The sequence below is a fragment of the Brevibacterium gallinarum genome (assembly GCF_014836885.1).
Taxonomy (GTDB): Bacteria; Actinomycetota; Actinomycetes; order Actinomycetales; family Brevibacteriaceae; genus Brevibacterium; species Brevibacterium gallinarum.
The window spans coordinates 141,281-166,291 of sequence record NZ_JACSPY010000007.1; the positions used below are offsets into that span (position 1 = coordinate 141,281).

Here is a 25,011-nt window from a genome sequence, read left to right on the forward strand (position 1 = left end):
CCCGCACAGCTGCAGCATCGTGAGGGAAGAACGCACCAGTGCGTGCGCTCCAGCTCCGCCCGCCGAACCCGATGCCGAGAGGATGTGGCAGTGAAGGCACTCTTCTTCACCGCCGACCTCGGCGGCAATGTCCCGCCGGTCCTTGCCGTGGCCCAGGAGCTGGCCGGCAGAGGCTGGGATATCGACGTCGCCGGCCTGGCCGCTGGCGAATCCGCATTCGTCCAGCCGCACTTCCCGGCAGGGATCGCAGCCGGCCCCGTCTCGAGAATGGGCATCACACGCATCGCATCGATCGCCAGAGTCACTGCCAGCCGGAATGCACGCAACGATGCTGCAGCGATCATCGCCTCCAGCCGGCCGGATGTCATTGCCGTTGACTGCCTGCTGCTCACTCCGCTGCGCGCCGCCCTCGCCTCCGGCATCCCGGTCGTCGTCCTCGCTCACACCGTCGGCCAGTACTGGTCGCGGCTGTATCACCCATTCACCGACACGAGCCTCGACCTGTTCGGCGTGAGCCTGAGCAGGTACTGGGATCAGGCCGCGGCGCGGCTCATGCTCACCGATGCCGAACTCGACCCCGGCAGCCGCAATCCAGTGCTGAGCCACTGCACGTGGACTGGATCGACCGAGCAGGCGTCCCCTCCGAGCCCACGCGCACCTGGACACCGCCCCCGCGTTCTCGTCTCACTGTCGACGACGGACTGGCCCGGCATGCAGCCGATCTACCGGCGCGTCATCGAAGCACTCTCCCACCTGCCGGTCGACGCTGTCGTCACCACCGGCAACGCAGCATTCACCGATGCACTCAACGGCACGGGAAATGTCGAGGTGCACGGCTGGCTCGATCATGCCGCGCTCATGCCGCAGGCGGATCTGCTCATCGGGCATGGCGGGCATTCGACGACGTTCAAGGCACTCACCCACGGCATCCCGGTCCTCGTGCTGCCGGTCAACCCGGTGTCGGACGAAGCCGGCATCGGCGATGTGCTCAAAGCTCGCGGCCTGGGGATGCGGTTGCGGCCGTGGGCGCGACCGCGCAGGCTGGCGGCTGCGATCACTGCGCTGCTGACGGACAGCGCTGTGCACGAGAACGCCGCATCCCATGGACGGCGTCTGCGCAGCCTGCGATCTGGTGCTGCTGTCGCGGCCGACCATATCGTCCGCATCGCCGCCAGCCGGCAGCCGAACTCAGCCTGAAGGGACTGACACCGTGACCTGCTCCAACCCCCGGCAGTGCCGCGTACGCTTTCAGCGCAGCAGCGGAAGGGTCAGCGGGTAGCGGTACTTCTCATAGCGAGCTGCGGCCATTGCGGCGATGATCGGGATCACGATGCTGACGATGTAGATGACCGCCCAGATGATCCAGGCTGCCGGCAGCAGAATGACGGTGAAGGCGAGGATCGAGGCAACCATCGACCCCAGCGCAAGGGTGACGGCGAAGTTGAAGGAGCCGGCCGCTGCAGTGCGGACGAGGTCGCTTCCGTCCTTGTAGATGAACCAGAAGATGAGCGGGCCGACGAAGGCCAGCATCCCGAGGCTCAGCACCGCGGAGATGATGAGCGAGAGGTGGCACAGGATCGCCCAGGTGCGGTCGGTGGACTGATGGCTGGTCGGGTGCGGGGCGTGTGTCTCGTTCATGTCCTCCATTCTCGCCTGCTCAACCGGGTGCGACCATGCGGTTTTCCTCCGCATGCGCACGGCAGCCATCCGGACGCTTGACACAAACCAGTTTGCAATACAAACTGGTTTGCATGAACCAGATACCGCAGCAGAACCCCGAACCGCACGATGCCGAGGGCACACCAGCTCTCGACCCGCGTCGCGCTCTGGAGATCGCCACGTCCGGGCAGCGCACGATCAGCCGCCGCGAGCAGCGGGCCGGGATCCTCACCTCGCTGCTGTGGTCGGCCATCTGGCTTGTCGGGTACAGCGCCATGGCGGCCGCCTACGTCTTCGGGCGCATGCCCGCTGCCATCGCCGGCATCATCTTCGCGGCCGGCATGACGGCAGCCCTCATCGCCACAAGCATCATCAATGTGCGCGCAGCCTCCGGCCGACGGGGACCGGCCGCCCGGCAGGGCACGCTCTACGGCATCAGCTGGGCTCTCGTCGTCACCGTCATGATCATCGTGAGCATTCAGCTCGGCGCCTACCTGCCGGACCCCGAGGTCATCGGCTGGCTGGCGAATGCGATCGCCGTGTTCGGCGTCGGCATCATGATCGTCATGGGCGGCGTCATCTTCGCCGACCGGATGATGTTCGGATTCGGCATCGGGGCGATCGTGGCCCTCATCATCAGCCTGCTGGTCGGCCCGGAGCTCTTCACGCTCGTCTTCGTCGCCGCAGCCCTGGCAGGACTCATCGTCAGCATCATCGCCCTGGCGCGCACCGGACGGGAAGCAGGCCGATCATGACGGCACTGGATCCGGTCATCCACGCTGACTCGCGCCTGCGCATCATGGCCGCCCTGGCCGGGCTGCCGGCCGGTGACGAGGTGCTGTTCACCCGCCTGCGCAAGGACCTGTCGATGACCGCCGGGAATCTCTCCACCCACCTGCGCAAGCTCGAAGAAGCCGGCTACCTCACCCAGACCAAGACCATCGAAGGCCGCACACCGGCCACCTACCTCTCCCTCACCGCCACCGGCCGCGCAGCCTATGAGACCTACTTGACCAATCTGCGCACCATCCTGGAAGGAAACCCCTGATGTCACCGACCCCCACCCTCAGCCAACCGCAGCGTACAAACGCGCCCACCTCCTCGGGCACGGCCGCTGTCACCGTCGACAACGTCGCCAAGTCCTTCGGCACCACCACCGTGCTCTCGCGCATGAATCTGCGCATCACCCCCGGTGAGGCCGTCGGCATCCTCGGGCCCAACGGCGCAGGCAAGTCCACGCTGCTCTCCCTCATCACCGGTGAACGGACACCTGATGCCGGCAGCGTGGCGATCTTCGGGGCCAACCCGCGCACACCCGAGGCGCGGCGCACGATGGGCGTGACCCCGCAGGCGACTTCGCTGCCGGAGGTGCTCAAGGTCCGCGAGGTCCTCGACTTCGTCGCCGCGCACTACCCGAACCCGCTGTCGACGAGTGAGCTGCTCGACGATCTCGACCTCACCGCACTGGCCGGCAAGCAGTGCGGCGGCCTCTCCGGCGGGCAGAAGCGCCGCGTCATGCTCGCTGTCGCGCTCGTCGGCAATCCCGACATGCTCGTCCTCGATGAGCCCTCGACCGGTCTCGACGTCGAATCCCGCCAGCAGGTGTGGCAGCGCATCCAGGCGTTCAGCGCAGCCGGTGGCACCCTGCTTGTCACCAGCCACCACTTCGATGAGATCGAGCGCCTCGCAGACCGGGTCGTCATGCTCGCCGACGGGCAGATCATCGTCGACGACCAGCTCGAACGCGTCCGCACCGCCGTCGACTTACGCCATGTCACCGTCACGCTACCCGACACCCCCGAGGCGGTCATCGCCGCACTGCCCGGTGTCACCGGCATCCAGCCCGGTGAGGGTGCCCGGCAGGTCATCACCTGCAGCGATTCCGATGCCTTCATCCGCGCTCTCATCGCCGAGGGCCTGACATTCACCGATCTCGAAGTGCGCGGGGCCAGCCTCGAAGAGGCCGTTGCTGCCCACACCGCAGGTCACTGACCGACAGCACCGACAGGAGCAGCTATGTCCACCACCGCCGCCCCGGCTCTTTACCTGCCGCATCTCATCTACCGCACCCGCGACACCCTGCGCGTACCCGTCGTCGTCATCTCCGCAGCCGTCTTCCCCGTCATGGTCTTCGCGATCTTCTTCCTGCCGTTTATGGACGGCACCCCTGCCGACCAGCAGGCAGCCGTCGCCTTGGCCGGGGTCGCCCAGCTCGGGCTCATGGGCGTGGTGAGCACGTTCCTGTTCAACTACGGCATCGGCATCGCCGAAGAGCGCAAGGCCGAATGGTCCAACTACCTGCGCACCCTGCCGACCGGCCCAGGCCCGTTCTTCTCCGCCCGCGTGGCGGTGGCGGTCATCGTCGTGCTCATCGCCGTCGTGCCGCTGTTCATCGTCGCGATGGCCGCCACCCCGGTGCTCGAGCCCTTCGTCGCCGGTGAGCTGGGCTGGTGGCGGCTGGCCGCGCTCATCCCGGCGTGGATCCTGGCTGCGCTGCCGTTCCTGTTCGGCGGGCTGCTCATCGGCTACCTCGCCACACCGAAGGCTGCGGTGGCGATCACCCAGATCGCCTTCCTGCCCTTCGCCGCTGTCGGCGGGCTCATCCTGCCAGTGCAGGCGATGCCCGGCTGGCTCAACGCGATCTCCGAGTTCACCCCGGCCCGCCCCGGCCGCGATGCGGTCACCGCACTCATCGGCGAGGGCTCGGTCGACATGCTCAATGTCGTTGTGTGGCTCGGCTGGCTCGTCCCGCTCATCATCGCCGCCGTGTGGGCGCACCGCCGCGATGAGGGCCGCCGCTTCTCCTGACCCACTCCCCTCAATCACCCTCGCAACAGACGGTCCGGCATCCGAGACGATGCCGGACCGTTGTCGTGTCGCTCACCAGGACAATCACCGCCAGACGTGCGAGGCGTGCGCTTCCTCCCATCCAATCCTTGACCGTGACCTGCACCACACCTACAGTTAACGCAACGCTGTTGCATTGATTGCAACTTACGAGTTTTCTGCTTCCAAAGGAGGAAGCCATGGTCATGGAACCGAAAGCCCCCAGTCCTGACACCGTCCCCGACGGAACCCAACCGCACCCGGTGCGCAGCACCTCGGGAGCCTACGGCCCCACGCTCAGCGGACAGGGACGCACACACCCAGACGGTGTCGACCGGGCCACCCGCCGCCGCGTCATCGCCGCCAGCTTCATCGGCAACTTCGTCGAATGGTTCGACTACGCCGTCTACGGCTACCTCGCCACCACGATCGCCGTGGTGTTCTTCCCCGAAAGCGACCGCCAGGTTGCGCTGCTCTCGACGTTCGCACTCTTCGCCATCAGCTTCCTCATCCGACCGATCGGCGGATTCTTCTGGGGTCACCTCGGCGACCGGGTCGGCCGGCGCGTGGCATTGAGCTGGTCGATCCTGCTGATGTCGCTGGCGACCTTCTGCATCGCCCTCATCCCCGGGTATGCGACCATCGGGTTCTGGGCGCCGGTCCTGCTGCTCATCATGCGCGTCGTCCAGGGCTTCTCCGCCTCCGGTGAGTATGCCGGAGCCTCGGCCTTCCTCGTCGAATACGCCCCACCCCACCGCCGCGGGATCTACGCCGCGATCGTGCCGGCCTCGACGGCGACCGGACTGCTCATGGGCTCGCTCATCGCCGCACTCCTCTACGGCGTCCTCTCCCCCGATCAACTCTCTGACTGGGGCTGGCGGATCCCGTTCCTGCTCGCCGCCCCGATGGGCCTCATCGGCCGCTACATCCGCACGAAGCTCGAAGACACCCCGGTGTTCAAGGAGATGGCCGCTGAGGATGAGGCGCTCAAGGCCCCAGCTGGGGACCTGTTCAAGAAGTACTGGAAGGTGCTCATCCTCGCCTCCGGCGCGGTGCTGCTCAACGCCGTGGGCTTCTACCTGCTGCTGAGCTACATGCCGACCTACCTCACCGAGGTCGTCAAGCTCAGCCCGACCCTGTCGAACCTTTCGACGACTGTGGCACTGCTGACCTACATCGGCTTCATCCTGCTCACCGGGCTGCTCTCCGACCGGCTCGGCCGCAAGAAGGTCCTCATCTCCGCCTCAGTGCTGTTCATGCTGCTGACGGTGCCGCTGTTCATGGTGCTCGACACCGGGATCTTCATCCTCATCCTCTGCGTCCAGGTGGCGCTCGGTGCGCTGCTGACCCTCAACGACGGCACCCTGCCGAGCTTCCTGGCCGAGCAGTTCCCGACCCGCGTGCGCTACTCCGGCTTCGCGGTGTGCTTCAACCTCTCGAATGCGCTCTTCGGCGGCACAGCCCCATTCATGGCGACCTTCCTCATCGCCGCCAGCGGCTCGGATCTCGCACCGGCCTGGTACCTCGTCACCGCAGCGCTCGTCTCCCTCATCGCCGTGGCCCTGGCGAAGGAGACCTTCCGCAAACCGCTCGAACACGACTGACCACCACAGCACCACCACTGCTTGACACCCAACCCGATCCTGCCCGAAAGGAGACTCACATGTCCTTCACCGCACCCCACACGGCCACTCCTCCCACCACGGCCGGGGCACCCAACCCAGCCGATCCGCCGCAGGCGACCCCCGCCTCGGCGGCGGAGGCCATGGCAGCCGAACGGCTGAAGATCATGCACAACGGCCAGAAGGTGCCGCTGACCTTCTCCCCTGCCGAGTTCGAGCGCCGGCTCGGCGGGCTGCGCCAGATCATGGCCGAGCAGGACTGCGACGCCGTGGTGCTGACCTCGTATCACGGGATCAAGTACTACTCCGACTTCCTCTTCACCTCCTTCGGCCGCTCCTATGCGCTTGTGGTGACGCCGGAGGATTCGGTGTCGGTGACCGCGAACATCGACGCCGGGATGCCGTGGCGGCGCAGCCACGGGGAGAACATCGTCTACACGGACTGGCGGCGCGACAACTACTTCTTCGGCATCACCGAAGCGCTGCGCCAGCGCGGCATCCGCACCCGCCGGATCGGCGTCGAATACGACTTCCTCACCCTCGACCAGCATGCGAAGCTCCAGGCCGCGCTGCCGGATGCCGAGCTCGTCGACATCAGTGCCGCTGCGATGCGGCAGCGGATGGTGAAGTCAGCTGAGGAGATCGAGGTCATCACGCATGGCGCGCGGATCGCCGACATCGGCGGGTATGCCGCGCGCGAGGTGATCCGGGAGGGCATCAGCGAATACGAGGTCGCCCTCATCGGCACCGAGGCGATGGTCCACGAGATCGCCCGCACCTTCCCCGACTCCGAGATCCGCGACACCTGGGTGTGGTTCCAGTCCGGGATCAACACCGATGGGGCGCACAACTGGGCGACCACCCGCAAGCTGGAGCACGGCGACATCCTCTCGCTCAACTGCTTCCCGATGAGCTCGGGCTACTACACGGCACTCGAGCGCACGCTGTTCCTCGGCGAGCCGGATGAGCGCAGCCTTGAGCTGTGGAAGACGAACGTCGAGGTGCATGAGGCCGGCCTGGAGCTCATCCGCCCTGGCGCGGTGTGCTCGGAGATCGCTGCTGAGCTCAACCTCATCTACGCCGATGCCGGGTTGCTGCCCAACCGCACCTTCGGCTACGGGCATTCCTTCGGGGTGCTCAGCCACTACTACGGCCGTGAGGCCGGCCTGGAGCTGCGTGAGGACATCAACACCGTCATCGAACCGGGCATGGTCGTATCCATGGAGCCGATGATCACGATCCCCGAAGGCCAGCCGGGTGCCGGTGGGTACCGCGAGCACGACATCCTCGTCGTCGAAGAGAACGGTGCTCGCAACATCACCGGGTTCCCGTTCGGTCCTGAGCACAACATTCTGTGACCAGCGGTGACCTGCCGCGCCCGCTAGGCTGTTGACAAGGAGGAAGACGATGCGAGAGTCCGATCCGGCAGCCGGGCGCGGCAGGTCCGTGACCGCGAACATCCTGGCAGTGCTGCGCTGCTTCTCCGTCGACGAGCCGCTGCTCGGCGTCACGGAGCTGGCCGCCCGCCTCGACCTGCACAAGTCCTCTGTCTCGCGGATCCTCTCCGCCCTTGAGGACGAGGAGGTCGTCGAGCAGGATCCGCATTCGAAGAAGTACCGGCTCGGCCTCGGCCTGCTCGCCATCGCCGGGCCGATGCTCGCGACCCTCGACATCCGCCGGTTCGCACTCCCGGTGCTCACTGAGCTGAGCGAGTCGACCGGGGAGACCGCCGCGCTGACGGTGTGGAGTGCTGCCGAAGCGGTCGTCGTCGAGCAGGTGGCCAGCACCCAGCCCATCAAGCACACCGTGCCGCTCGGCACCCGCTACACCAACCTCGACTCCGCCTCGGTGCAGGTCTTCGCCGCCGAGGCGGAGGTCACCGGCCAGCACGCAGAGCCGGGACTCACCGCACGCCTGGAGGAGGTGCGCACGCGCGGATACGCCGTCAATCATGCCGCAACCTCACCCGACGTCGCCGGCATCGCCGCCGGAGTCCGCGATCACCGCGGTGAACTCGTCGCAGCGCTCATCGTCGCCGCACCGCTGTATCGGGTGCCCGATGACCGGATCGGCGAACTCGGGGCAGCCTGCGCTGCTGCGGCAGCAGACCTGTCGATGCGCCTGGGCCACCGCAGCTGACCTGCGCGTGACCTGCCTCACGTAAGCTGATGCCAGGCGAAGGAGGGAGCCGCTATGCACATCGTCGTCATCGGTTCGGGACTGGCCGGCCTGGTCGCAGCCACAGAGGCCTGCGCGTTAGGGGCGACAGTGACCCTCGTCGACCAGGAGTCGGAGAACAACCTCGGCGGCCAGGCCTACTGGTCCTTCGGCGGGCTGTTCCTCATCGACTCGCCTGAGCAGCGGAGGATGGGCATCCGCGACTCCCGTGAACTCGCCCACCGGGACTGGATGTCGACAGCCGGATTCGATGACTCCGATGTGTGGCCGCGCCGCTGGGCGGAGGCCTACCTGGAGTTCGCCGCCGGTGAGAAGCGCGCCTGGCTGGCCGGCAAGGGCCACCGGCTCTTCCCCATCGTCGGATGGGCTGAGCGCGGTGACGGCCGGGCGGACGGGCACGGCAACTCGGTGCCGCGCTTCCACATCACCTGGGGCACCGGGCCCGGCATCGTCGAACCGTTCCTCATCACCGCCAAGGAGCAGGTGCGCGCAGGCAAGCTCATCCCCCGCTTCCGGCACAAGGTCACCGAGCTCACCCGCTCACCTGCCGGCGTCACCGGGGTGGCCGGTCGCGTGCTCGCCCCCGATCCCGCCCCGCGCGGGAGGCCCACCACGCCCGAGGCGGTGGGTGACTTCTCGATCGCTGCCGATGCCGTCATCATCGCCTCCGGTGGGATCGGCGGGAACCACGAGCTCGTGCGCGCGGCCTGGCCGCAGCGCCTGGGCCGCGCCCCGCAGTCGCTGCTCACCGGCGTACCGGCCTACGTCGACGGGTCGATGTTCCCCGTCGCCCAGGCTGCCGGCGCGCACATCCACGCCCCGGACCGCATGTGGCACTACGTCGAGGGGATCCGGAACTGGAACCCGATCTGGCCCGGCCACGGCATCCGCATCCTGCCCGGACCCTCCTCCCTGTGGCTCGATGCCGACGGTGACCGCCTGCCGGCCCCGAACTTCCCCGGCTTCGACACGCTCGGCACCCTCGGGCACCTGCGCTCCGGGGGTCATGAGCACTCCTGGTTCATCCTGAATGAGCGGATCATCTCGAAGGAGTTCGCGCTGTCCGGCTCGGAGCAGAACCCCGATCTCACCGGGCGCTCGGTCCGCAGGCTCGCCGGCCGCCTCGGCTCCGGGCCTCCCGGGCCGGTGGCCGACTTCCTGCGCCACGGCGAGGACTTCCTCACAGCTGCAACAGTCCCTGAACTCGTCGACCAGATGGCCCGGCTCGAACCGGCCCATGCACTCGATGCCGCAGCGATCGGCGAGGTCATCGCCGCCCGTGACGCGCAGCTGGCCAACGGCTTCGGCAAGGATGCGCAGCTGGCTGCCATCCGCGATGCCCGCGGCTACCGCGGCGATCGGCTCATGCGCACGGCTGCCCCGCACCGGCTGACCGATCCAGCCGCTGGCCCGCTCATCGCCGTCAGGCTGCGGACGCTGACCCGCAAGACCCTCGGCGGGCTGCACACGGACCTCGACGCCCGTGTCCTCGACGCCTCCGGCCGGCCGATCTCCGGTCTCTTCGCTGCCGGTGAGGCGGCGGGTTTCGGCGGTGGCGGGATGCACGGTCACCGGTCGCTGGAGGGCACTTTCCTCGGCGGCTGTCTGTTCTCCGGCCGGGTCGCCGGCCGTGCGGCGGCCCGGGGCTGAGCCGATGGTCACCTCTGCTCATGCCGCTTCCGCTTCCGAGGTGGTTCCCGCCGCCGGTGCGGTCGTCGCCGACGGCTGTGGCCGGGTGCTGCTCGTCAAGCGCGGTCTGCAGCCGCATCGCGGCCGCTGGTCAGTGCCCGGCGGGACGGTCGAGCCCGGTGAGACCTGGCAGCAGGCCGCGGCTCGCGAGGTGTTCGAGGAGACCGGTCTGCAGGTGGCCATCGGCCCGCAGCTCTGGTGCGTCGATGTGCCGGCTGGTGGGAACCGCGTCTACCGGATCCGGGATTTCGCCGCCACTGTCACCGGCGGTCAGCTGCGTGCTGGTGACGATGCCGCTGACGTGCGGTGGGTGACTGCTGCGGCGCTGGCACAGCTGCCGCTGACTCCGGATCTTGACCGGCTGCTCCATGACAGCGGGGTGTTCGACTGCGCGTGAGCAGGAGTCAGTCCTGCCGATTCCCGTCCTCGCCCGGGTGGTGCGCGGCTTCGAGTGCCGCAGCGGCCTGCCGGCGGGTGAGTTCGCTGATCCGTTCGGCTTCGTCGACGGCGACTGCGGTGTAGGCGCGAAGCCCTGCACGGTCGCGGCGCAGCAGGTAGACGTACAGGCCTTCGGTCAGCAGCCGTCCCCGGGAGTCGTAGAACAGCCACCGCACATCGGCGAGCAGGAGTCTGTCGGTGATCACCCGGCAGCCGAGCAGCTCATGGGCGATGTCGGCCAGGCCGAGCTGCTGGTAGCGCGGATAGCCCTGCTGCAGACCGGCGGCCATCTCCTCCCGTGAGTCGAGCACACCGGCGAATGCGTCGCTGATGACCATGCCCGGCTCACCCCACAGGCCGGCACTCGTCTCCGCGTCGAAGGTGCGCAGGGCGGCGCCGTAGGCGCGCAGGAACGCGTTGACCTGGGTGCGGGTCTTCTCGTCTGCCGGCCTGCCGATGAGCTGGTCATCCGTCATGGTTCCACGGTAGGCCGCTGCGGCCGGTTCGTCGAGGGTGCTGACGGCTGGCAGACAATCAGTCCCAGATGCCGGAGGCTCCGCGCCGGTGGGAGCCGATGAGGTGGGTGTCGACCATCCCGATGGCCTCCATGAGGGCATAGGCGCTCGTCGGCCCGACGAACCGGAAGCCGCGGGCCTTGAGTGCTGTCGCCAGTGCCGCCGACTCCGGCGAGGAGGTGGGGATGTCCGCGAGCGTGCACGGCCGCGGGGTCTCTGCGGGCTGGAATGACCAGATGAGATCGGGCAGCCCGCCGTCGGCCCGCAGGTCGATGATCGCCTGCGCATTGGCGATCGTGGCCTGGATCTTAGCGGCGTTGCGGATGATGCGCGCATCATCGAGCAACCGGGACACATCGGCTTGCGTGTACTGGGCGACCGTGTCGGGGTCGAAGCCGGCGAACACCTCGCGGAAGGCCTCCCGTTTGCGCAGCACCGTCGCCCACGACAGTCCGGCTTGGAATGCCTCCAGGCTGATGCGCTCGAACAGCCCGGCTTCATCGCGCACCGGCATGCCCCATTCGGTGTCGTAGTACTGCTGCAGGAGCGGATCGGCAGCCGCCCAGGCCGGGCGGGCCAGCCCATCGGTTCCGACGACCAGTCCTGTCGTCTCGCTCATGCTGCGGCTTCCAGCTCGAGCAGCTGCTGCTTGGCCGGCAGCCCACCGCGGTAGCCGCCGAGGCTGCCGTCGGAGCGCAGCACCCGGTGGCAGGGCACGATGACCGGGATCGGATTCTGGGCGCATGCGGTGCCGACGGCGCGCACGGCCGTCGGCTGGCCGATTGCCGCTGCGACCTCGCTGTAGCTTCGGGTCCTCCCGTAGGGGATCTGTGAGAGCTGCTGCTGCACCTCCCGGCGGAATCCGGTCGACAGGCGCCGGTCGAGCGGGATGTCGAAGTCGCGACGCTGCCCGGCGAAGTACTCCGAGACTTGGGCTGCGATCGGCGCCAGCTGCGCTTCGGCTGCCAGGACGCGCGGGCTGACCTTCTCTGCAAGCTCGGTGAGCACGGCGTCGTGATCTTCGCTGTCGAAGGCCACCCGCACCAGCCCGCTTGGGGTGGCTGCCAGCAGCAGTGCGCCGATCGGCGAGTCGATGATGGTGTAGCCGACGTCGACGAGGCCGGCGCCCCCGGCGTGGTCGTCAAGCAGCTGGCGCACGCGGCGCATGTGCTCTTCGTCGAGTGGGAAGAGGTGGCTGAGGTCCTTCATGGGAGTGCTCCGTTCTCTGCCAGGCGGCCGGTGCTGGGGCTGGCTCAGGCGACTCGGAAGTCTGCGGGCACCGTGAGCCGGTGGGTCAGCGTCCACTCCCCGAGTGTCAGGCGTTCGGCGCGCAGGTCGAGGGAGGGATCGCCGGTCTGTGCGGATACGGCGGCCAGTGCGTTGGCGAGGTGGACGGCACCGGCGCGATCGGCGGCGATGTCGTCTGCGGCGAGTTCGACGAGCAGGGTGGCGCTGCGCTGCATCGCCTGCCCGTAGCGCAGTGCCGGGGGCGTCATAGCAGCGGTGAGGGCGGCGGTGCGCAGGACCGTCTCGTGTCCGCAGCGGACGTGAGCGTATTCGTGGGCGATGATCGTCTGGAGCTGGGCGTCGGTGAGCAGCTGCTGCATCCCGGTGGAGACGATGACCATCGGCCGGCACCCGACCCCTGCCTTGGCAGGCGTGCGGGCCACGGCGTAGGAGAACACCTCAGGCGAGTCGACGCGTGCTAAGACGAAGGCCTCGCGCTGGCTGCGGGAGACGATGTGGGGTTCGAGTGCTGCGACCGCGGCATGGACGGAGCGCACGCTGGCGTGGTGGCGGTGCTTGAGGCGCATCCACACGGCGGCTGCGGCGATCATGACGATGCTGACGGCGACCGGGATGAGCAGGTGGGCTGGGTGCAGGTATCCGGCGACGGCGGTGACGACTGCCAGCACACCGGAGAGGACCGCTGTGACCAGCCCGATGCTGATGGTCACGAGGGAGGCCATCCACAGCCGCAGCGCGGTGGCAGGGTGGCGCAGCGCCCAGGAGCCCGGTGCCAGCAGGCGCGGGACGGTGATGATGAGAGCTGCGGTGGCGGCCGCGCTGAGGGCGAGGAGCGTGAGCATCGCTCAGCTGCGCCTGCGGTCTCGTTTCCGTGCAGCGGCGCGGGCGGCATCCTTGCGGGCGTGCCGGGTCTGCGCCTGCTGCAGCGAGGAGCGCAGCACGTCGAGGTCGGTGTCGCTCAGGTGCCCGGCGAAGGCCATGAGGGTCTTCTGCCGGTCACCGGAGGAGGACAGGACGCTGACCATCCGGTCGCTGGCGTAGACATCGCGGGTCTGTGCGGCGCGGAAGCGGATCTTGCGCGGTGAGGGATCGGAGCGCACGACCATGTCCTTGCGCTCGAGGCGCTCGAGAGTCGTCATGATCGTCGAGTAGTTCGGCTTGCGTCCGGCGAAGCGTTCGCTCACATCGTTGGCGCTCAGCTGCTCATCGGCGTCCCAGAGGATCTTCATGACCTCAGCTTCGAGTTCGCCGCGCTCGCGCCGGCTGTTGAGTCCTGTCATCGCTCACCCTCCTGGGTGGGATGATATCAGCCCCCGTGCGTGCAGTGCTCGTGCAGACCGCGCATCTGTCCTTCGAGTGCCGTCAGCGGCTTGTGTCCCTCACCGTAGGCGCGGGTGGCCTCGGCCAGGCCCTTGAGCTGGCCGGTGTACTGCTCGTCACCGGCATCGGCCTGCTTCTCCATCCACGCGGCGGCCGCTTCCGGGTCGGCTTCGGTGTTGCCGGGGAAGCCGTCCTCGAACTCCTCGAAGGCAGCACAGGTATCAGCTGAGACCTCGGGCAGCTCTGCTGCCGCGCTGTCATCGCCAGCACCGTCGGCAGACGCATCGTCGCCAGCGTCGCCGTTCGCGTCATCGGCAGCGTCGTTGCTGGTGGCGCCGGTCGGCTCAGCGCTCGCCTCGGCAGTGGTGGCGTCGTCGGAGCCGAGTGCCGGCGGGTCCTCCTCGGGGTTCTGACCACAGGCGGTGAGCAGCAGGGCGCTGATGGCAACGGCAGCGGCAGTGCGGGTGCGAAGGCGTGTCGTCATAGCGCCATCGTCGCACAGGCCGGCGGGCTCGGTCACCTGCGCCAGCACCGGATGGGCTGGCTGTCCGCCGGTCTCACAGCAGCTGGGCGACGCCGCGCTTGAACCGTGCGCCGGCGGCCGGGTCCTGCCGGTCGAAGTCGCTGCGGTGCTGTTCGATGATGAGGGCACCGACGATGTAGTCCATCAGCGTCTCTCCCCCGCTGTGCCGGATGGCCTCGGGAATGAGCGCCTCGCCTTCGAGGGCCAGGCCGAGGGCGTAGATCTCGGCACCGTCGCGGTAGCGCAGCAGCACGGTGCGCAGTGCCCAGGCGAGATCGGCGGCCGCGGTGCCCTCCGCCTCGGCGACGGCGGCGGTGAGCATCTGGCGGGCCAGCAGCACGAACAGATCCTGCTTGTTCTTCACGTGCCAGTACAGCGCCGAGGGCTGCACGTCGAGCTCGCGGGCGAGCCGGCGCATCGACAGGTCGCCCATGCCGAATCGCGAGAGGATCCGCAGCGATGTGTCGATGATCGCCTGTTGCGACAGCGCCATTCAGGTCTCTCTTCCAGCGCCTGGAGAAGCGGTTTTTGACGTCGGCATCTCTACGGGTATAGTTGTCTCCGCTGACGGGATATAGCGCAGCTTGGTAGCGCGCCTCGTTCGGGACGAGGAGGTCGTGGGTTCGAATCCCGCTATCCCGACCGATCCGGCCGGTGGCCTGGTGAGACTCAGAGTTCGTCTCTGATCCGCTGGGCCACCGGCTTCAGTGTTTCCGGGCCCTGCATCTCGCTGGCCCGCTGGTGCATGTCGAAGTCGGCTACGGAGTTCGTCGGCCACACGTGCACATGGGTGTGGGGAACCTCATAGCCTTGGATGAGCACGCCGATCCGCTCGCAGTCGAAGGCCCTCTGCTGGGCGGCGCCGATGCGCTGGGCGACGTCCATGAGGTGTGCGAGCAGGTCTGCCGGCACGTCGATCCAGTGGGAGATCTCTTCGCGGGGGACGACGAGGGTGTGGCCCTCGGTCTGCGGCAGCGCGTCGAGGAACGCGACACAGCGGTCGTCTTCGTAGACGATGGCGCCGGGAATCTCGCCGTTGATGATCTTGGTGAAAAGCGTCGCCACTTTCCATCACTCCTTCGCATACGTAGGTGGGAGCCGTCCATACCCGATAGCCGGGTACGGCTGGATGCTGGGCTGTCCGGGCTGTCGTTGGGGCTGCGCTCAGCAGTCCGGGCAGCCGGCGGGTTGCCAGGCTGCCCGGATCGAGTGTCAGCTGAAGTTCTTCTTGGCTTCGAGCCGGAAGCCCGACCAGTCAGGTGCTGCGCTGATGGTCTTCGTCATGTGCATGCCCGCGGTCGGAGCTGCGTTGGTGATGTCGCCGGGCGGGATGTGCCCGTCGCGCTTGGCTTTGGGGGTCAGGAGCCAGATGATGCCGCCGTCGGCCAAGGTGGTCTGTGCGTCGACGATGCCGTCGATGAGGTCAGGATCGTCAGAGCGCCACCACATGACGACGACGTCGAACACATCGTCGACATCCTCGTCTGCCATCTCCTCTCCGATCACCGCCTCGATCTCGTCGCGCAGGTCGAAGTCCACATCATCGTCATAGCCGATTTCCTGGACGTACTTTCCGGGGGCGAGGCCGAGGGTGTTCGCAGCGCTGCTGTCAGCATCCGCGTCCTGTGCAAGGGTCCTTTCGGAAGGAGTTGTGCTCATACCCCATATTGTTGCCCCCTTCACTGCCCTGAGCAACTGTCAGGGCCGGTCTGCCGCGTTCTCATGCCGCAGGGACGCCCTTCGCACCCACTCACACCGACACTTCCACGATACGGCTGACACTTCCGCATCGTGATTGGATATATTCCACAATGAGGCCCGATGTGCCTTAGGGTTGATACCGAACCCCAAGGGCGGGATGCCGCTGCGGCCACGATCGCTGTGTGTCCCCCGCCCGCCGTCCGCCCGACGGTGAGTCCGTCCCTACGAGAGGACATGAAAGTGGCCAATCAGAAGCGAGGAATCATCCTCAACGGCCTGCCCAACCAGGTCCCAGACGTCGATCCCGAGGAGACTCAGGAGTGGCTCGACTCCCTTGATTCGCTGGTCGACGAAGGCGGTCGCTCCCGTGCCCGCTACATCATGCTCAGCCTCATCCAGCGTGCCCGCGAGCAGAGCCTCGGGGTGCCCAGCCTCACGGCGACTGACTACATCAACTCGATTGGCCCCGAGGATGAGCCCTGGTTCCCCGGTGACGAAGAAGTCGAGCGCCGGTTCCGCCGCTGGATCCGCTGGAACGCAGCGGTCATGGTCCACCGCGCCCAGCGGCCGGGCATCGAGGTCGGCGGCCATATCTCGACCTACGCCTCAGCAGCGACGCTGTACGAGGTCGGCCAGAACCACTTCTTCCGCGGCAAGGACCACCCCGGCGGCGGAGACCACGTCTTCTACCAGGGCCATGCCTCACCGGGCATGTACGCCCGCGCCTATCTCGAAGGGCGCCTGACCGAGGACCAGCTCGACGGCTTCCGCCAGCAGGCCTCGCACTGGATCGACGGCGAACCGGCCGGCCTCCCGTCCTACCCGCACCCGCACCAGATGCCGGACTTCTGGGAGCACCCGACGGTGTCCATGGGCCTGGGCCCGATGAACGCGATTGCGCAGGCGCAGTTCAACAAGTACCTGCACAACCGCGGCATCAAGGACACCTCCGAGCAGCGCGTGTGGGCGTTCCTCGGCGACGGTGAGATGGACGAGCCCGAAAGCCGCGGCATGCTGCAGTACGCCGCCTACGAGGAGCTCGACAACCTCACCTTCGTCATCAACTGCAACCTGCAGCGCCTCGACGGCCCGGTGCGCGGCAACGGCAAGATCATCCAGGAGCTCGAGTCGTTCTTCCGCGGTGCCGGCTGGAACGTCGTCAAGGTCATCTGGGGACGCGAATGGGATGCGCTGCTCGCCCGCGACCGCGACGGCGCGCTCGTCAACCTCATGAACAACACCCCAGACGGTGACTACCAGACCTACAAGGGTGAGGACGGCGGTTTCGTCCGCGACAACTTCTTCGGCCGCGATCCGCGCACGAAGGCCCTCGTCGAGGACTACACCGATGAGCAGATCTGGCAGCTCAAGCGCGGCGGCCACGACTACCGCAAGGTCTACGCCGCCTACAAGGCAGCTGTCGAGCACACCGGCCAGCCGACGGTCATCCTCGTCAAGACGATCAAGGGCTACTCGCTCGGACCGCACTTCGAGGCCCGCAACGCCACCCACCAGATGAAGAAGGTGGATCTGGAGGATCTCAAGACGATCCGCGATCACTTCTCGATTCCGATCTCGGACAAGGATCTGGAGGAGAACCCGCAGCTGCCGCCGTACTACCACCCGGGACCCGACGCCCCGGAGATCAAGTACATGCTCGAGCGGCGCCGTCAGCTCGGCGGCTTCAGCCCCGAGCGCCGCGACAAGCACGTGCCGGTCAAGCTGCCGGAGGACAAGCTCTACGACGCCGCCCGGAAGGGCTCGGGCAAGCAGGAGATCGCCACGACGATGGCGTTCGTACGCATCCTCAAGGACCTCATGCGCGACAAGGAGTTCGGCAAGCGCGTCGTGCCGATCATCCCTGATGAGGCCCGCACCTTCGGCATGGACTCCTTCTTCCCGACCGCGAAGATCTACAACCCGCACGGGCAGAACTACGTCTCGGTCGACCGCGATCTCTTCCTGGCCTACAAGGAGGCGACCGACGGACAGCTGCTGCACATGGGCATCAACGAGGGCGGCTCGACTGCCGCGTTCTCCGCGGCCGGCACCTCATACGCCGCCCACGGCGAGCCGATGATCCCGTTCTACATCTTCTACTCGATGTTCGGCTTCCAGCGCACCGGCGATGCCTTCTGGGCAGCCTGCGACCAGATGGCCCGCGGATTCATCCTCGGCGCCACTGCAGGCCGCACGACGCTGGTGGCGGAAGGGCTGCAGCACGGCGATGGGCACTCCCACGTGCTGGCGTCGACATTCCCGTCGATCATCTCCTACGACCCGGCATACGGCTACGAGATGGCGCACATCGTGCGCGACGGCCTGCAGCGGATGTACGGCGAGGACGACGGTCGCGACCCGAACGTCATGTACTACATCACGATGTACAACGAGCCGATGGTCCAGCCCAAGGAACCCGAGGACCTCGATGTGGAAGGCGTGCTCAAGGGCATCTACAAGCTCAAGGACGGGCCCGAACTCGACGGGCCGAAGGTCCAGCTGCTTGCCTCCGGCGTGGGAGTGCCGTGGATCCTGGAGGCCCAGGAGCTGCTGGAGAAGGACTGGAACGTCTCGGCCGATGTGTGGTCGGTGACCTCATGGCAGGAGCTGCGCCGTGACGGCCTGGCCTGCGATGACGAGCGTCTGCTCGATCCCGACGCCGAGGCGCGGGTGCCGTTTGTCACGCAGCAGCTGGCTGATACTGAGGGCCCGGTCATCGCCACCAGCGACCACACCCGGACCGTGCCGGACATGATCCGCCAGTACGTCCCCGGCCACTTCACGTCGCTGGGCGCCGACGGCTACGCGATCTCCGATACGCGCCCGGCCGCTCGCCGGCACTTCCTCATCGATGCCCCTTCGGTCGTCGTCCAGGCGCTCATCAGCCTCGGCGACCTCGGCATCGTCGATCCGAAGCTCGCCGCCGAGGCGTCGAAGAAGTACCAGCTCGACGATCCGCGGGCCGGCGCCACCGGCTCGACCGAAGGTGCCAGCGCCTGATCGCACGCAGCTGCTGAGCACACAGAAGCGGGAGGGAAGCACCCCTCCCGCTTTTGTGTCCGGAGCACAATTCCTTTGTCGCCTTTCATGTAGTGTGGCCTCATGCCCGTTCGCTCTGAGGAAGCCGCCGCCCATGTGCGTGCCCGCGCCGAGACGACCCGCCGGCTCAGGGCCGGTCAGGCCCTGCTGCACAAGCTGACCCTGCAGCGACTCGAGGCCCGCCTGCCGTGGTACCGCTCGATGAGCGCCGCCGACCGCGGCTGGGTCGTTGTACTGGCGAACTCCGGCATCGCCTCGTTCATCGACTGGTACCGCGACCCCGGCGCACAGTTGCGGGTCGTTCAGGACATCTTCCAGTCCGCCCCGCGCGAGCTCGTCCGCTCCGTGTCGCTGCAGCAGACGCTGCAGCTGCTGCGCGTTGTCGTCGAAGTCGTCGAAGAGCGCGTCGGCGACCTGGCCCGGCCCAATGAGCAGGCCCAGCTGCGCGAAGCCGTGCTGGTGTACTCCCGGGAGATCGCCTTCGCTGCCGCCGACATCTACGCTCGCGCGGCTGAGGCGCGCGGTTCGTGGGACGCCCGGTTGGAGGCGATGGTCGTCGACGCACTTGTGCGCGGCGACTCAGTCGATGAGCTCGCCAGCCGCACAGCCGCCTTCGGGTGGCGCACCGAAGGCTCGGTGTACGTCGTCGTCGGCCGCGCCCCGCAGCGAGCCGCACACAAGAGCATCGACGAGATCCGCGCAGCCGCCCAGAAGTGGGCCGAGGATGCGCTCGTCGGGGTGCACGACGACCGGCTGCTCATCGTCATCGGCGGTGTCGAGGACATCGACCAGGCCGCCACCGCGCTCTCACAGTTCTTCGGTCCCTCCGAAGTCGTCATCGGACCTGAGGTCAGCACGCTGGCCGAAGCCGCCACCTCGGCTGCGGCAGCCGGCTGGGCGCTGCGCACCGCCTCGGCGCGCCCGATCGTCACCCGACCCGTCCATGCCCGTGACCTGCTGCCCGAGCGCGCGATCGCCGGTGACATGTGCGCGGTGCGCGAGCTCATCACCTGCTACTACGAACCGCTCAACTCCGGCAGCGGCCAGCTGCTCGACACCGTTGCCGCCTACGTCGAATTCGGCGGCTCGCTGGAGAACACGGCTCGTTCGCTGCACGTGCACCCGAACACCGTGCGCTACCGTCTGCGCAAGATCGCCGACCTCATCGGCATCGATCCGACCGAGGCGCGCGCCGGTTTCGTCATCAGAATTGCGTTGGTGTACGGCCAACTGTCTGAAGCCGGGCAATTGTCGAACCTGAACAAATCCCCGTGACGAACCTCCACATTGACGTAAGTTGAAACACGACCTCGACTGATTGGAAGCTACTCCAGTGCTAGTTATCGCCTGCCCGGGCCAGGGCGCCCAGAAGTCCGGATTCCTCTCCTCCTGGCTCGATCGCCCGGCATTCGCCGCAACACTCGATGCGCTCTCCACCGCCGCGAATCTCGACCTGCGCACCTACGGCACAGAGTCCGATGACGAGACGATCAAGAGCACCGATATCGCCCAGCCGCTGCTCGTCGCCTCGGCGATCGCCGCCTACCGGGAGCTCTTCTCCGACCTCGACGTCTCCCCTGATGTCGTCGCAGGTCACTCCGTCGGTGAGATCGGCGCCGCAAACATCGCCGGCATCCTCGACGACACCGCAGCGATGAAGTTCGTCATGACGCGTGCGACCGGCATGGCTGAGGCTTCTGCCGCCACGCCCACCGGCATGGCCGCCGTCGTCGGCGGGGAACCGGACGATGTGCTGGCCGCCATCGAATCCGCCGGCCTGTCCCCTGCCAATGTCAACGGCGCGGGACAGACCGTCGCCGCCGGCGCAGTCGAGAACATCGAGAAGCTCGCTGAGAACCCGCCCGAGCGCGCCCGCGTCATCCCGCTCAAGGTCGCAGGCGCATTCCACACCTCGTACATGGGATCGGCCCAGGCCCCGCTCGCCACCCTGGCCTCGAACCTGGAAGCCCAGGACCCGCAGCTGACGATCCTGACCAACGCCACCGGCGAACCGGTCGAGTCCGGTTCTGCGTATCTCGACCTGCTCGTCAAGCAGGTGACGAATCCAGTGCGCTGGGATCTGTGCCAGAAGCAGCTGCTCGACATGCGCGTCACCGGCCTGCTCGAACTCGTACCCGGCGGCACGCTCACCGGGCTGGCCAAGCGGGCGATGCGCGGAGTCGAGACCTTCGCACTGAAGTCGGCTGCCGATCTCGATGACGCCCGCGCCTTCGTCCAGGCCCACGCCGGCCAGTCCCCTGCAGAATCCTGAAGCGGCCGCACACGCAGCTGTAGACAGAGAAGAGGTTCCCTATGACAGCACCGACACTGCAGACCACGCCGGCCGGCCGGTACTCCACCATCACCGGAATCGGCGGCTACCGCGGTGAGATCACCGTGCGCAACGACGACATCGTCGAGCCGATCGACTCCTCCGATGAGTGGATCCGCCAGCGCACCGGCATCATCACCCGCCGCTACGCCAGCGAAGACGTCGGCGTCGCCGAGATGAGCGAAGAGGCCGCACAGGAGGCGATCGCCAACGCCGGTCTCAAGCCCACCGACATCGGCGGCATCATCATCGCCACCGTCACCTTCCCCCACCCGACGCCGTCCGTGGCAGCGATGCTGACCGACCGGCTGGGCACCGGCCCGATTCCCGCCTGGGACATCTCAGCTGCCTGCGCTGGCTACTGCTATGCCATCGCGCAGGCCGACGGACTGGTGCGGTCCGGCGTCATGGACAACGTGCTCGTCATCGGCGCGGAGAAGCTCTCCGACTGGATCGACCCGACCGACCGGTCGATCTCCTTCATCCTCGCCGACGGTGCTGGCGCAGTTGTCGTCTCCGCCAGCGACACACCGGGCATCGGCCAGAGTGTGTGGGGCTCGAAGGGCGAGAACTGGGACACCATCCACATGACCAACTCGCTGCTGGATCTGAAGAAGGACCCCGCTGGCGGCACATGGCCCACGCTGCGCCAGGACGGGCCCAGCGTGTTCCGCTGGGCGGTGTGGGAGATGGCCGAAGTCGCCAAGGAGGCCCTCGAAGCCGCTGGTGTCGAAGCCAGCGACTTGGCGGCCTTCGTGCCCCATCAGGCGAATATGCGCATCATCGACGAGCTCGCCAAGCAGCTGAAGCTGCCCGACTCCGTCGTCATCGGCCGCGACATCGCCGACAACGGCAATACGTCCTCGGCGTCGATTCCGCTGGCCACCGAACGGCTGCTGCGCGAGCACCCGGAGCTCTCCGGCGGGCTGTCGCTGCAGATCGGCTTCGGCGCCGGGCTCGTCTACGGGGCGCAGGTCGTCACGCTGCCATGAGCACCCCATCAGGGATCGCGGCGCACCCGGCACGACCTGCCGAGGCACCCGGCTCCTTGCATATGCGCAGCGAGCATGACGTAGGATTCTGACGGGACAACTCGTCGAATCACGTTCCACAAGCCGGCCGGTGAACCTGGCCGGGAAGCATTGAGAAAGAAGGAAGATATGGCACATAGCGAAGCTGAAGTCCTCGCAGGACTCGCTGACATCGTGAACGAAGAGACCGGCCTGGCCACCGAAGCTGTCGAGCCGAGCAAGTCCTTCACCGATGATCTCGACATCGACTCGATCTCGATGATGACGATCGTCGTCAACGCTGAGAAGAAGTTCGGCGTGAAGATCCCGGATGACGATGTCAAGGATCTCGTCACCGTGCAGGACGCTGTCGACTACATCGTCAAAGCACAGCAGGCCTAAGAATTCCGGTCACGGGGCGGCCGGCCCGTGCGGTCTCACCGCCCCGTGATGGACCCCAACCGATTCGACGAGGTTGATCACATGACTTCCACAGTTGTCGTCACCGGCATCGGTGCCGTCACACCCATCGGCACGACCGCCGAAGCCACCTGGCAGGCAGCGCTCAAGGGAACCTCGGGCGCCCATACTCTCGACAACAGCTGGTCAGAGGACTATGGCATTCCTGTCAGCTTCGCCGCCACCGTCGACCGCAGCGTCGTCGACGAGCGCCTCAAACGCGTGCAGGCCAAGCGACTCGACCCCTCCAGCCAGTACGCTCTCATCGCCGCCCGCGAGGCGTGGGAGGACGCACAGACCCCCGAGACCGACCCGGAGCGGCTCGCAGTCTCCTGGGCCACCGGCATCGGCGGCGTCTGGACGCTGCTCAACGCCTGGGACACCCTGCGCGAAGAGGGCTCCCGCCGCGTTATGCCGCTGACGGTGCCGATGCTCATGCCGAACGCACCGGCTGCCGCCATCGGCATGGACCTCAAGGCCCGTGCTGCCGTGCAGACCGTCGTCTCCGCGTGTGCATCCTCGACCGAAAGCCTCGGCCAGGCACTCGACGTCATCCGGTCCGGCAAGGCCGACGTCGTCATCGCCGGCGGTTCGGAGTCCGCCGTGCACCCGATCACCATGTCCGCGTTCTCCTCCATGCAGGCGCTCTCACGCCGCAATGACTCCCCGGAGACGGCTTCACGTCCCTACGACGTCGATCGCGACGGCTTCGTCATGGGCGAGGGAGCCGGCGCGCTCGTGCTCGAAACCGAAGAGCATGCCAAGGCCCGCGGCGCCAAGATCTACGCTGAGATCGCCGGATGGGGCGTGTCGAACGATTCGCATCACATCACCGCGAACGAGCCCGAGGGCAAGTACGCGCTGCACGCGATGCAGCATGCCGTCGACAACGCCGGCATCGACGTCGCTGATATCAAGCACATCAACGCCCACGCCACTTCGACCCCGGTCGGTGACGTGCCCGAATCTCTGGCGGTCAACGCGCTGCTGGGTGAGAACGTCTCCGAGGCGCTCGTCTCTGCCACGAAGTCCATGACCGGGCACCTGCTCGGCGGTGCTGGCGCAGTTGAGGCGATCCTCGCTGTGCTGGCAGCTCACCATCGTGTCGCCCCGCCGACGATCAACATCGAGAACCTCGACCCGGAGATCAAGCTCAACGTCGTTCGCGACACCCCGGCGGATCTGCCCAGTGGAGACTTCGCTGCGCTGACGAACTCCTTCGGATTCGGCGGTCACAACGCCGTGTGTGTCATCAAAACCGTCTGATCGGAGCACAACCGGTTTCCGGTTGGGCTTGTTTCAGGGCCTGCAGTCATCTGCGACTGCAGGCCCTGATGCGTCTGCGTGCTGGCTCGAGCCCCACGTGTGAGCTGCGAGCCCGAGCGTATGCGCCGAGAGGCGAGCGTATGGGCCAGGGGCCAGGAGCGCTGGCATCGCTGAGGTAGCTTGCGGGCAGGAGAAAGACACCGAATGGCCGGATGCACCCCGCAGCAGCTGCCGCGATGCCAGCGCTGGTCAGGAAGAGCGCTGGTCTGTGAGTCAGACTGCGGTGGTCAGCCAGCGCACGGGAGCGCCGTCGCCGGCGTAGCGGAAGGCTTCGAGCTCGTTGTCCCATGCTTCGCCCAGGGCGCGCTGCATGAGCGATTCGAGCTTCTCGGGATTGCCGGCTGCACGCTCCATGACCGAGCGGATGATGTCTTCGGAGACCATGATGTTGCCGTGCACGTCGGTAACAGCATGGTAGATGCCCAGGCGCGGAGTGTGGCTCCAGCGGCCGCCGTCAGCGCCGGGTGAGGGTTCCTCGGTCACTTCGTAGCGCACGCCCTCCCAGCCGCGCAGCGCCGAGGCGATGCGGGCCCCGGAGCCTGCTGGGGCACGCCAGCAGATCTCGGCGCGGAACGTGCCGGGTGCGGCCGGCTGCGGCGACCAGTCGAAGGCCGCCTGCGCGCCGATCGCCCCGCCCGCAGCCCATTCGATGTGAGGGCACAGCGCACGAGGTGCTGAGTGGACGAAGAGTACGCCCTGAGTCATATCCATTTCTGCCTCCTGAGCTTTCGGATACGTCTTCCCCTACGATCCGAACAGGAGGATGCCACCAGCATAGACGATCGCCGTCCCTGGTCAAAAGACATTCGTCCAGGTGGCGTCCGTGGTCTGTTAATCTGTTGCTGGCCTCGGCCTGCAGATGTTCACGCAGGCGATGCTGGCCCCCATAGCTCAGCTGGTTAGAGCAGAGAACTCATAATTCTTTGGTCGTCGGTTCAAGTCCGACTGGGGGCACGGTCGGACCACCGTTACACGCAGATGCGCCTGCGATCACGAGTTGATTAGCGCAGGCGCACATTCATCTGGCGAGGAACGGGATTCCCAGCACGGCATTTCGGGTTGTCGCTTCTGTCTTTGGGGCAGAAGTGGGACAGAGCAGCTCTCAACACCGGCTTCGCATCAGTGC

The 25,011-nt window shown here is 67.1% G+C and carries 27 protein-coding genes and 2 tRNA genes; 18 read left to right on the plus strand and 11 right to left on the minus strand.

Features of this window, described 5'->3' with window-relative positions:
* Nucleotides 1–90: 90 nt before the first annotated feature.
* Entirely contained in the window at nt 91–1,197 is a 1,107-nt protein-coding gene (locus H9634_RS14895; protein ID WP_191726322.1) for a glycosyltransferase, read from the plus strand.
* Between the two features lie 51 nt (nt 1,198–1,248).
* Here H9634_RS14895 and H9634_RS08845 read toward each other — a convergent pair whose 3' ends face one another.
* Nucleotides 1,249–1,638, minus strand: a complete 390-nt coding sequence (locus H9634_RS08845) for a DUF4870 domain-containing protein (protein WP_191726323.1) — start codon at nt 1,636–1,638, stop codon at nt 1,249–1,251.
* Nucleotides 1,639–1,751: 113 nt separating this feature from the next.
* On the opposite strand from H9634_RS08845, the gene H9634_RS08850 reads away from it, so the two are divergent.
* From H9634_RS08850 to H9634_RS08890, 9 genes are all read left to right on the plus strand, one after another.
* Entirely contained in the window at nt 1,752–2,414 is a 663-nt protein-coding gene (locus H9634_RS08850; RefSeq protein WP_191726324.1) for a hypothetical protein, read from the plus strand.
* Nucleotides 2,411–2,707 carry a transcriptional regulator gene (locus H9634_RS08855; protein ID WP_191726325.1) on the plus strand — a complete coding sequence of 99 codons (297 nt, stop codon included), beginning with the start codon at nt 2,411–2,413 and terminating at the stop codon, nt 2,705–2,707. Before H9634_RS08850 ends, H9634_RS08855 begins: the two co-directional genes overlap by 4 nt.
* The gene (locus H9634_RS08860) at nt 2,707–3,651 is read left to right on the plus strand and encodes an ABC transporter ATP-binding protein (protein ID WP_191726326.1); all 945 of its coding nucleotides are present in this window, start codon (nt 2,707–2,709) and stop codon (nt 3,649–3,651) included. The genes H9634_RS08855 and H9634_RS08860 overlap by 1 nt, the downstream gene beginning before the upstream one ends.
* Before the next feature lie 24 nt (nt 3,652–3,675).
* Nucleotides 3,676–4,467 carry an ABC transporter permease gene (locus H9634_RS08865; RefSeq protein WP_191726327.1) on the plus strand — a complete coding sequence of 264 codons (792 nt, stop codon included), beginning with the start codon at nt 3,676–3,678 and terminating at the stop codon, nt 4,465–4,467.
* Nucleotides 4,468–4,691: 224 nt separating this feature from the next.
* Nucleotides 4,692–6,089, plus strand: a complete 1,398-nt coding sequence (locus H9634_RS08870; protein WP_191726357.1) for an MFS transporter — start codon at nt 4,692–4,694, stop codon at nt 6,087–6,089.
* Nucleotides 6,090–6,250: 161 nt separating this feature from the next.
* Nucleotides 6,251–7,465: an aminopeptidase P family protein gene (locus H9634_RS08875; RefSeq protein ID WP_191726358.1), complete on the plus strand. Its 1,215-nt coding sequence runs from the start codon at nt 6,251–6,253 to the stop codon at nt 7,463–7,465.
* Between the two features lie 49 nt (nt 7,466–7,514).
* The gene (locus H9634_RS08880) at nt 7,515–8,246 is read left to right on the plus strand and encodes an IclR family transcriptional regulator (RefSeq protein ID WP_191726328.1); all 732 of its coding nucleotides are present in this window, start codon (nt 7,515–7,517) and stop codon (nt 8,244–8,246) included.
* 54 nt (nt 8,247–8,300) lie between these two features.
* Complete coding sequence (locus H9634_RS08885; RefSeq protein ID WP_191726329.1) at nt 8,301–9,935, plus strand: FAD-binding dehydrogenase; 1,635 nt, start codon at nt 8,301–8,303, stop codon at nt 9,933–9,935.
* Between the two features lie 4 nt (nt 9,936–9,939).
* On the plus strand, nt 9,940–10,371 hold the full coding sequence (locus H9634_RS08890) for an NUDIX hydrolase (protein WP_175294645.1): 432 nt from the start codon (nt 9,940–9,942) through the stop codon (nt 10,369–10,371).
* A 7-nt stretch (nt 10,372–10,378) separates the two neighbouring features.
* Here H9634_RS08890 and H9634_RS08895 read toward each other — a convergent pair whose 3' ends face one another.
* From H9634_RS08895 to H9634_RS08925, 7 genes are all read right to left on the minus strand, one after another.
* Entirely contained in the window at nt 10,379–10,888 is a 510-nt protein-coding gene (locus tag H9634_RS08895) for a hypothetical protein (RefSeq protein ID WP_191726330.1), read from the minus strand.
* Between the two features lie 58 nt (nt 10,889–10,946).
* Nucleotides 10,947–11,546 (minus strand): DNA-3-methyladenine glycosylase I, encoded by a 600-nt coding sequence (locus tag H9634_RS08900; RefSeq protein WP_191726331.1) that lies wholly within the window; start codon nt 11,544–11,546, stop codon nt 10,947–10,949.
* Complete coding sequence (locus H9634_RS08905; RefSeq protein ID WP_175294642.1) at nt 11,543–12,136, minus strand: methylated-DNA--[protein]-cysteine S-methyltransferase; 594 nt, start codon at nt 12,134–12,136, stop codon at nt 11,543–11,545. The genes H9634_RS08900 and H9634_RS08905 overlap by 4 nt, the downstream gene beginning before the upstream one ends.
* 44 nt (nt 12,137–12,180) lie before the next feature.
* The gene (locus H9634_RS08910; protein WP_191726332.1) at nt 12,181–13,017 is read right to left on the minus strand and encodes a M48 family metalloprotease; all 837 of its coding nucleotides are present in this window, start codon (nt 13,015–13,017) and stop codon (nt 12,181–12,183) included.
* Nucleotides 13,018–13,020: 3 nt separating this feature from the next.
* The gene (locus H9634_RS08915; RefSeq protein ID WP_191726333.1) at nt 13,021–13,455 is read right to left on the minus strand and encodes a BlaI/MecI/CopY family transcriptional regulator; all 435 of its coding nucleotides are present in this window, start codon (nt 13,453–13,455) and stop codon (nt 13,021–13,023) included.
* Between the two features lie 26 nt (nt 13,456–13,481).
* Complete coding sequence (locus tag H9634_RS08920) at nt 13,482–13,979, minus strand: hypothetical protein (RefSeq protein ID WP_191726334.1); 498 nt, start codon at nt 13,977–13,979, stop codon at nt 13,482–13,484.
* A 73-nt stretch (nt 13,980–14,052) separates the two neighbouring features.
* Nucleotides 14,053–14,511 (minus strand): TetR family transcriptional regulator, encoded by a 459-nt coding sequence (locus H9634_RS08925; RefSeq protein ID WP_175294638.1) that lies wholly within the window; start codon nt 14,509–14,511, stop codon nt 14,053–14,055.
* Nucleotides 14,512–14,586: 75 nt separating this feature from the next.
* Here H9634_RS08925 and H9634_RS08930 point away from each other — a divergent pair.
* Nucleotides 14,587–14,660, plus strand: a tRNA-Pro gene (locus tag H9634_RS08930).
* A gap of 27 nt (nt 14,661–14,687) precedes the next feature.
* Here H9634_RS08930 and H9634_RS08935 read toward each other — a convergent pair.
* Nucleotides 14,688–15,083, minus strand: a complete 396-nt coding sequence (locus H9634_RS08935; protein WP_175294637.1) for an HIT family protein — start codon at nt 15,081–15,083, stop codon at nt 14,688–14,690.
* A gap of 147 nt (nt 15,084–15,230) precedes the next feature.
* Entirely contained in the window at nt 15,231–15,677 is a 447-nt protein-coding gene (locus H9634_RS08940) for a DUF3052 domain-containing protein (RefSeq protein ID WP_102159892.1), read from the minus strand.
* Nucleotides 15,678–15,959: 282 nt separating this feature from the next.
* Here H9634_RS08940 and aceE point away from each other — a divergent pair, with 282 nt between their 5' ends.
* The 6 genes from aceE to H9634_RS08970 all read left to right on the plus strand — a co-directional run bounded on the left by aceE (nt 15,960) and on the right by H9634_RS08970 (nt 23,825).
* A complete protein-coding gene (gene aceE / locus H9634_RS08945; protein WP_191726335.1) occupies nt 15,960–18,719 on the plus strand; it encodes a pyruvate dehydrogenase (acetyl-transferring), homodimeric type in 2,760 nt (919 codons plus the stop codon).
* A 102-nt stretch (nt 18,720–18,821) separates the two neighbouring features.
* Entirely contained in the window at nt 18,822–20,033 is a 1,212-nt protein-coding gene (locus H9634_RS08950) for a PucR family transcriptional regulator (RefSeq protein ID WP_191726336.1), read from the plus strand.
* Between the two features lie 58 nt (nt 20,034–20,091).
* The gene (locus tag H9634_RS08955; protein WP_191726337.1) at nt 20,092–21,030 is read left to right on the plus strand and encodes an ACP S-malonyltransferase; all 939 of its coding nucleotides are present in this window, start codon (nt 20,092–20,094) and stop codon (nt 21,028–21,030) included.
* A 41-nt stretch (nt 21,031–21,071) separates the two neighbouring features.
* Nucleotides 21,072–22,082, plus strand: coding sequence for a beta-ketoacyl-ACP synthase III (locus tag H9634_RS08960; RefSeq protein ID WP_191726338.1), 1,011 nt, complete (start codon nt 21,072–21,074; stop codon nt 22,080–22,082).
* Between the two features lie 168 nt (nt 22,083–22,250).
* Complete coding sequence (locus H9634_RS08965; RefSeq protein ID WP_102159882.1) at nt 22,251–22,502, plus strand: acyl carrier protein; 252 nt, start codon at nt 22,251–22,253, stop codon at nt 22,500–22,502.
* Between the two features lie 81 nt (nt 22,503–22,583).
* Nucleotides 22,584–23,825: a beta-ketoacyl-[acyl-carrier-protein] synthase family protein gene (locus H9634_RS08970; RefSeq protein ID WP_191726339.1), complete on the plus strand. Its 1,242-nt coding sequence runs from the start codon at nt 22,584–22,586 to the stop codon at nt 23,823–23,825.
* A 273-nt stretch (nt 23,826–24,098) separates the two neighbouring features.
* On the opposite strand, the gene H9634_RS08975 is transcribed toward H9634_RS08970, so the two are convergent.
* The gene (locus H9634_RS08975; RefSeq protein WP_102160700.1) at nt 24,099–24,590 is read right to left on the minus strand and encodes a DUF3145 domain-containing protein; all 492 of its coding nucleotides are present in this window, start codon (nt 24,588–24,590) and stop codon (nt 24,099–24,101) included.
* Between the two features lie 175 nt (nt 24,591–24,765).
* Between H9634_RS08975 and H9634_RS08980 the strand changes: the two genes are divergently transcribed.
* A tRNA-Ile gene (locus H9634_RS08980) sits at nt 24,766–24,839 on the plus strand.
* Nucleotides 24,840–25,011 lie beyond the last annotated feature (172 nt).

Coding starts and splice junctions, on each gene's coding strand:
- H9634_RS08880 (WP_191726328.1), top strand. CDS start 7,515: ATGCGAGAGTCCGATCCGGCAGCCGGGCGCGGCAGGTCCGTGACCGCG.
- H9634_RS08975 (WP_102160700.1), bottom strand. CDS start 24,590: ATGACTCAGGGCGTACTCTTCGTCCACTCAGCACCTCGTGCGCTGTGC.
- H9634_RS08925 (WP_175294638.1), bottom strand. CDS start 14,511: ATGGCGCTGTCGCAACAGGCGATCATCGACACATCGCTGCGGATCCTC.
- H9634_RS08950 (WP_191726336.1), top strand. CDS start 18,822: ATGCCCGTTCGCTCTGAGGAAGCCGCCGCCCATGTGCGTGCCCGCGCC.
- H9634_RS08870 (WP_191726357.1), top strand. CDS start 4,692: ATGGAACCGAAAGCCCCCAGTCCTGACACCGTCCCCGACGGAACCCAA.
- H9634_RS08850 (WP_191726324.1), top strand. CDS start 1,752: ATGAACCAGATACCGCAGCAGAACCCCGAACCGCACGATGCCGAGGGC.
- H9634_RS08910 (WP_191726332.1), bottom strand. CDS start 13,017: ATGCTCACGCTCCTCGCCCTCAGCGCGGCCGCCACCGCAGCTCTCATC.
- H9634_RS08885 (WP_191726329.1), top strand. CDS start 8,301: ATGCACATCGTCGTCATCGGTTCGGGACTGGCCGGCCTGGTCGCAGCC.
- H9634_RS08960 (WP_191726338.1), top strand. CDS start 21,072: ATGACAGCACCGACACTGCAGACCACGCCGGCCGGCCGGTACTCCACC.
- H9634_RS08940 (WP_102159892.1), bottom strand. CDS start 15,677: ATGAGCACAACTCCTTCCGAAAGGACCCTTGCACAGGACGCGGATGCT.
- H9634_RS08890 (WP_175294645.1), top strand. CDS start 9,940: ATGGTCACCTCTGCTCATGCCGCTTCCGCTTCCGAGGTGGTTCCCGCC.
- H9634_RS08895 (WP_191726330.1), bottom strand. CDS start 10,888: ATGACGGATGACCAGCTCATCGGCAGGCCGGCAGACGAGAAGACCCGC.
- H9634_RS08860 (WP_191726326.1), top strand. CDS start 2,707: ATGTCACCGACCCCCACCCTCAGCCAACCGCAGCGTACAAACGCGCCC.
- H9634_RS08855 (WP_191726325.1), top strand. CDS start 2,411: ATGACGGCACTGGATCCGGTCATCCACGCTGACTCGCGCCTGCGCATC.
- H9634_RS08970 (WP_191726339.1), top strand. CDS start 22,584: ATGACTTCCACAGTTGTCGTCACCGGCATCGGTGCCGTCACACCCATC.
- H9634_RS08875 (WP_191726358.1), top strand. CDS start 6,251: ATGGCAGCCGAACGGCTGAAGATCATGCACAACGGCCAGAAGGTGCCG.
- H9634_RS08915 (WP_191726333.1), bottom strand. CDS start 13,455: ATGACAGGACTCAACAGCCGGCGCGAGCGCGGCGAACTCGAAGCTGAG.
- H9634_RS08845 (WP_191726323.1), bottom strand. CDS start 1,638: ATGAACGAGACACACGCCCCGCACCCGACCAGCCATCAGTCCACCGAC.
- H9634_RS08900 (WP_191726331.1), bottom strand. CDS start 11,546: ATGAGCGAGACGACAGGACTGGTCGTCGGAACCGATGGGCTGGCCCGC.
- H9634_RS08965 (WP_102159882.1), top strand. CDS start 22,251: ATGGCACATAGCGAAGCTGAAGTCCTCGCAGGACTCGCTGACATCGTG.
- H9634_RS08905 (WP_175294642.1), bottom strand. CDS start 12,136: ATGAAGGACCTCAGCCACCTCTTCCCACTCGACGAAGAGCACATGCGC.
- H9634_RS08920 (WP_191726334.1), bottom strand. CDS start 13,979: ATGACGACACGCCTTCGCACCCGCACTGCCGCTGCCGTTGCCATCAGC.
- H9634_RS08865 (WP_191726327.1), top strand. CDS start 3,676: ATGTCCACCACCGCCGCCCCGGCTCTTTACCTGCCGCATCTCATCTAC.